At 33.9% G+C, this 5094-nt stretch carries 4 protein-coding genes; all 4 read left to right on the top strand.

Annotation, left to right across the window (positions count from 1 at the left end; all coding sequences use genetic code 11):
• Nucleotides 1–538: 538 nt before the first annotated feature.
• The 4 genes from HSX10_RS18415 (at nucleotide 539) to HSX10_RS18400 (ending at nucleotide 4573) form a co-directional block, all read left to right on the top strand.
• The gene (locus HSX10_RS18415; protein WP_173589724.1) at nucleotides 539–1174 is read left to right on the top strand and encodes a hypothetical protein; all 636 of its coding nucleotides are present in this window, start codon (nucleotides 539–541) and stop codon (nucleotides 1172–1174) included.
• 31 nt (nucleotides 1175–1205) lie between these two features.
• Nucleotides 1206–2855 carry a flotillin family protein gene (locus HSX10_RS18410; protein WP_173589723.1) on the top strand — a complete coding sequence of 550 codons (1650 nt, stop codon included), beginning with the start codon at nucleotides 1206–1208 and terminating at the stop codon, nucleotides 2853–2855.
• A 311-nt stretch (nucleotides 2856–3166) separates the two neighbouring features.
• Nucleotides 3167–4015, top strand: a complete 849-nt coding sequence (locus HSX10_RS18405; protein WP_173589722.1) for a cupin-like domain-containing protein — start codon at nucleotides 3167–3169, stop codon at nucleotides 4013–4015.
• A gap of 72 nt (nucleotides 4016–4087) precedes the next feature.
• Complete coding sequence (locus tag HSX10_RS18400) at nucleotides 4088–4573, top strand: DUF6646 family protein (protein WP_173589721.1); 486 nt, start codon at nucleotides 4088–4090, stop codon at nucleotides 4571–4573.
• The last annotated feature ends 521 nt before the right edge of the window (nucleotides 4574–5094 follow it).

Here is a 5094-nt window from a genome sequence, read left to right as displayed (position 1 = left end):
ATAAAATCACTACAAAAACGTCACTTCGAGTAATTATTTGTAACGCAGTGAAAAATAATTGTATCGAGAAGCAACCATTTTGTCATTCCTGAGAAAGCAGGAATCCACAAAACCTACAAAATCATAAAACAAAACCCTAAACATCACTTCAAATACGACCGTCAGTTCGAGTGATTTTGAGGAACGAAAAATAGTATCGAGAACCTATCAAACAATAACCTTTAGGTCTCTAAAACAAAATATTTCTCAAATTACCTGTAACAAAACCTCAACAAACGCTACTTATACTTTGTAAACCAATCATTACCCAAATCAAATTAGTAAAAAAATAAGCACAAAAACGACCGAACTTAAACCCAAAACTTCACCTTTTTTAATTGTCGAATTTTTGAATCAAATCTTTTCAAAAAAACAAAAAAAAGCACTTAAAAAATTCAAAATTGTTTACCACACGTAACCTAATTGACTTTCAAAAAAAAAGATTGCATAAGCTTACAATGGTTGTATATTTATTAACTCAAAATTTAAACGAAATCTCATGACAGAATGGTACTTAAATTTAGATTTTCTAGCGCAAGTATATTGGCTCGTTGCCATTATAGGTTCGCTCATCTTTTCTATCGTTATGGTATTAACTTTTGTTGGAGGTGATGCTGACGAGATTGGGGATATTGACTCTGAAATAGATGTAGAAGCCGGATTTCAATTTATATCTTTTAAAAATCTTGTCGCTTTCTTTACCATTTTTGGTTGGAGTGGTATTACTTGTATCGATGCCGGACTTTCAAAACCTCTAACGATTATCATATCTATCATTTCTGGCTTATTGATGATGGTAATTATGGCCTCTCTTTTTTACTTTATAAGTAAGCTTTCGGATAGCGGAACTTTAAAATATAAAAATGCTTTAGATACTGTTGGTGAAGTCTACTTAACCATCGGTGCAGACAGAACAACTATGGGAAAAGTAACTGTTAGTGTTCAAGGATCCATGCGAGAACTTGATGCACTAACCGATTCTTTAACAGAACTAAAATCTGGAACTATAATTAAAGTCGTGGATGTGACTTCAAACGGAATTCTCATCGTAGATAGAACACGTAAACCAATTCAACCTTCAAAAGTTGAAAATAGCAAAGCATTACCCAATAACCCACAAAAAAAACTATCATAATTAAAATTTAACCAATCAAACCTATATGCAAATGAACTTACTAACCATTCAAGAAACAGTTAATATACAAGGACTTGGCGGACCTATGCTACTAATTTTTGTAGTCTTATTTATTGTAGTCACATTATTAATTTTAATAAAACGCTACAAACGTTGTCCATCTGACCGCATCTTAGTCGTATACGGAAAAGTTGGAGGAGGCCAATCTGCCAAATGTATCCATGGTGGTGCTGCTTTTATTATTCCTGTAATTCAAGATTATGAATTCTTAGAATTAACACCAATTTCAATTGAAGTGAATTTGGTTAATGCATTATCTAAACAAAACATTAGAGTTAACGTGCCATCTCGTTTTACAATTGGGGTATCTACAGAACCTGGTGTTATGCAAAATGCAGCAGAACGTTTATTAGGTTTAGGAGCACAAGATGTTCAAGAACTAGCAAAAGAAATCATTTTTGGTCAGTTACGTTTAGTCGTAGCGTCTATGGATATTGAAGAAATTAACAATGACCGTGACAAATTTTTAACTAACATTTCTCAATCTGTAGAAACAGAATTAAAGAAAGTAGGTTTAAAACTGATTAACGTAAACATTACAGATATTGTTGACGAATCTGGTTATATCGAAGCTCTTGGTAAAGAAGCCGCAGCTCATGCAATTAACGCAGCACGTAAATCAGTTGCAGAGAAAACTAGAGATGGTTCTATTGGTGAAGCTAACGCAGAACAAGATGAAAGAACACAAGTTGCAGAGTTGCATGCTAAAGCAAAAATTGGTGAAGCAAATGCAGCACAAAACGAACGTACTCAAATTGCAGCGGCTAATGCACTTGCAAAAATTGGTGAAGCAAACGCAAACCAGAACGAAAGAGTACAAACAGCAAGCGCTATTGCATTAGCAAAAATTGGTGAAGCTGAATCTTTAAAAGATGAAAGAATTAAAACATCGGAAGCAAATGCACGTGCTATTGATGGAGAAAACACAGCAAAAATCTCGATTGCAGAATCGGATGCTTTAAGAAGAGAAAAAGAAGCAGAAGCAGAAAAACGAGCTAATGCCTCTGAAAAAGTACAAGCTGCAAAAGCTTTAGAAGAAGCTTATGCTGCAGAAAAAAATGCCGAAATTGCAAGAGCAGAACGTGTACGCTCAACCCAATTAGCAGATATCGTTGTACCAGCTGAAATAGATAAACAAAAAGCTGAAATTGATGCTGAAGCAGATGCAGAACGTATTAGAAGAAAAGCAAAAGGGGAAGCAGATGCTATTTTATTTAAAGCACAAGCAGAAGCACAAGGACAGCTTGAAATATTAACTAAGCAAGCCTCTGGTATGGAGCAAATTGTAAAAGCTGCTGGTAATAATAGTAGAGATGCTGTATTATTATTGATTGCGGATAAATTACCAGAATTGGTGCAAATTCAATCTGAAGCGATTAAAAACATTAAAATTGATAAGGTTACCGTTTGGGATAGCGGCGCTAATGGAGAAGATGGAAAATCATCTACAGCTAACTTCTTATCTGGTATGTACAAATCAGTACCACCTTTACAAGAAATGTTTAATATGGCTGGTATGGATTTACCTGAATATTTAAAAGGAAAAGATAAAAAAGAGATTGAAGCTACACCAATTGAATCAACATCAGTTGAATCAGGTGATGCTACAATTGAAGAATAATCACATCTCTGTCCAAGTGGAAACGTCAGTTCGAGTAATTTATGCCCCGAAAGCTTTCGGGTCATAAATGGTATCGAGAACTAATGTTAAAGCAGAGGAAACCAATACTTGTTTTCATAAATCGAAAACTCTAAACTACCAAAACGGCAGTTCGAGTGATTTACAATCTGAAAGCTTTCGGATTGTAAATTGTATCGAGAACATATTCTAAGTAAAAAAGGCTTCAATTAATTTTGAAGCCTTTTCTTTTACCTTCATTTTAAACCTTAACTTAGGTTTTTGTAACTTTAAATTCTAAACCTTTACGCCTTTTGAAACTTAATCTTCAAGACATACCACGTGTTAAAACCATCACTAAGGAAGATTTTATAAAAAATTACTTCAAACCACAAAAACCAGTGGTTATTGAGCACTATATAGAAGATTGGCCTGCCTATACCAAATGGAACTTAGATTATATTAAAGAAGTAGCAGGTAATAAAACGGTACCACTTTATGACGACAGACCCATAAGTCACAATAACAAATTCAATGAAGCACATGCTGAAATGAAAATGAGTGATTATGTAGATTTACTGAAACGCGAACCTACTAAATACCGCATTTTCTTATGGAATATCCTAAAGGAAGTGCCGCAACTTCAAAAAGACTTTCAGTTTCCTGATTTCGGATTGCAACTATTTAAAAAACTACCCATGTTATTTTTTGGAGGAAAGGATTCATACACCTTTATGCACTATGATATTGACTTAGCTAATATTTTTCACTTTCATTTTGAAGGTAAAAAGCAATGCATTTTATTCGACCAGAAACAAAATAAGTATTTATATAAAGTCCCTTATGCGTTAATCACCAGAGAAGATATCGATTTCCATAATCCAGATTTAGAAAAATGGCCCAACTTAAAACACGCCAAAGGTTGGGTGTGCAACCTTAACCATGGAGAAATCTTATACATACCAGAAGGTTACTGGCATTACATGCGCTACCTTACCCCTGGCTTTTCTATGAGCTTACGGGGCATTGCTCAGAACCCTAAAAATTTAAGCAAAGCTATTTATAACCTTTTTATAATGCGTAACATAGATAATGTAATGCGATATATAAAAGGTCAAAAATGGATCGATTGGAAAAATAAAAAAGCCCTCAGAAACACATAAGTGATTCCTCTAATTTTCTGACATAAATAAAATACTATTTGTATATTTGACCTCTATTTTAAAATGAAAAACATGAAAAATATTTTACTTGCAGTTGCTTTATTAGCTTTTAGTTTTGGTAACGCACAAGCCTTTGAAGGTAAAGGAGATCAGAAATTCCAAGTAGGTGCTAATTTCCAAGATAGTGCTACAGGTGTTAATGTAAGTTTCGATCACGGTTTAGGTGAAAACATCTCTATTGGTGTCTCTTCTTCTTATGCTTTAGGAGGTGCTAGTTGGATTGAAAATCTTGACTTTGAAGACCGTTTTGATTTAAAAGCGCGTTTTAACGCTAACTTAGGTAACGTTATAAACATCGATGAAAACTTTGATCTTTATCCTGGATTAAATTTAAGTCTTAAGAATTTTGGTGGCCACGTTGGGGCACGTTATTTCTTTACAGATGGCTTTGGGGTGTATACAGAAGCTTCTTTTCCTTTAGCAAAATACGATCCAGACGATTTAATCGATATTCATAACCAATTCTCATTAAACCTTGGGATGACGTTTAATCTATAAACATTTATCAACACATATAAACAAAGAGGTCGACTAATTATTTAGTCGACCTCTTTGTTTTGTTATTAACTACAAATACCAAATTAATAACAATCCTTTTTGCCACATTGAGCGTATTCCTATTGTCACATTGAGCGCAGTCGAAATGTCTAACCTCCCCAAATCTAAAATACTAAACCAACCAATATCATAAATCCCAAACCCAGACTTCAAAAAAACTAAAATCTCTTAGTTCTCAAATTAAACACAATCGAAACACCTCATTAATAACAATCCTTTTTGTCACATTGAGCGTATTCCTATTGTCACATTGAGTGTATTCATATTGTCACATTGAGCGCAGTCGAAATGTCTAACCTCCAAAATCTAAAATTCTAAACCAACCAATATCATAAATCCCAAACCCAGACTTCAAAAAAACTAAAATCTCTTAGTTCTCAAATTAAACACAGTCCAAATATCTCATTAAGCACAATCCTTTTTGTCACATTAAGTATAATTCTTTTGTCACATTGAGCGCA

Origin of the sequence: Winogradskyella undariae (assembly GCF_013285155.1) — a bacterium.
Lineage (GTDB): Bacteria > Bacteroidota > Bacteroidia > Flavobacteriales > Flavobacteriaceae > Winogradskyella > Winogradskyella undariae.
This window is presented reverse-complemented; position numbering and strand designations above follow the sequence as displayed.

What these genes read in the sequence shown, in the direction of transcription:
- HSX10_RS18410 (WP_173589723.1), top strand. Translation starts at nt 1,206, where the DNA reads ATGAACTTACTAACCATTCAAGAAACAGTTAATATACAAGGACTTGGC.
- HSX10_RS18400 (WP_173589721.1), top strand. Translation starts at nt 4,088, where the DNA reads ATGAAAAATATTTTACTTGCAGTTGCTTTATTAGCTTTTAGTTTTGGT.
- HSX10_RS18415 (WP_173589724.1), top strand. Translation starts at nt 539, where the DNA reads ATGACAGAATGGTACTTAAATTTAGATTTTCTAGCGCAAGTATATTGG.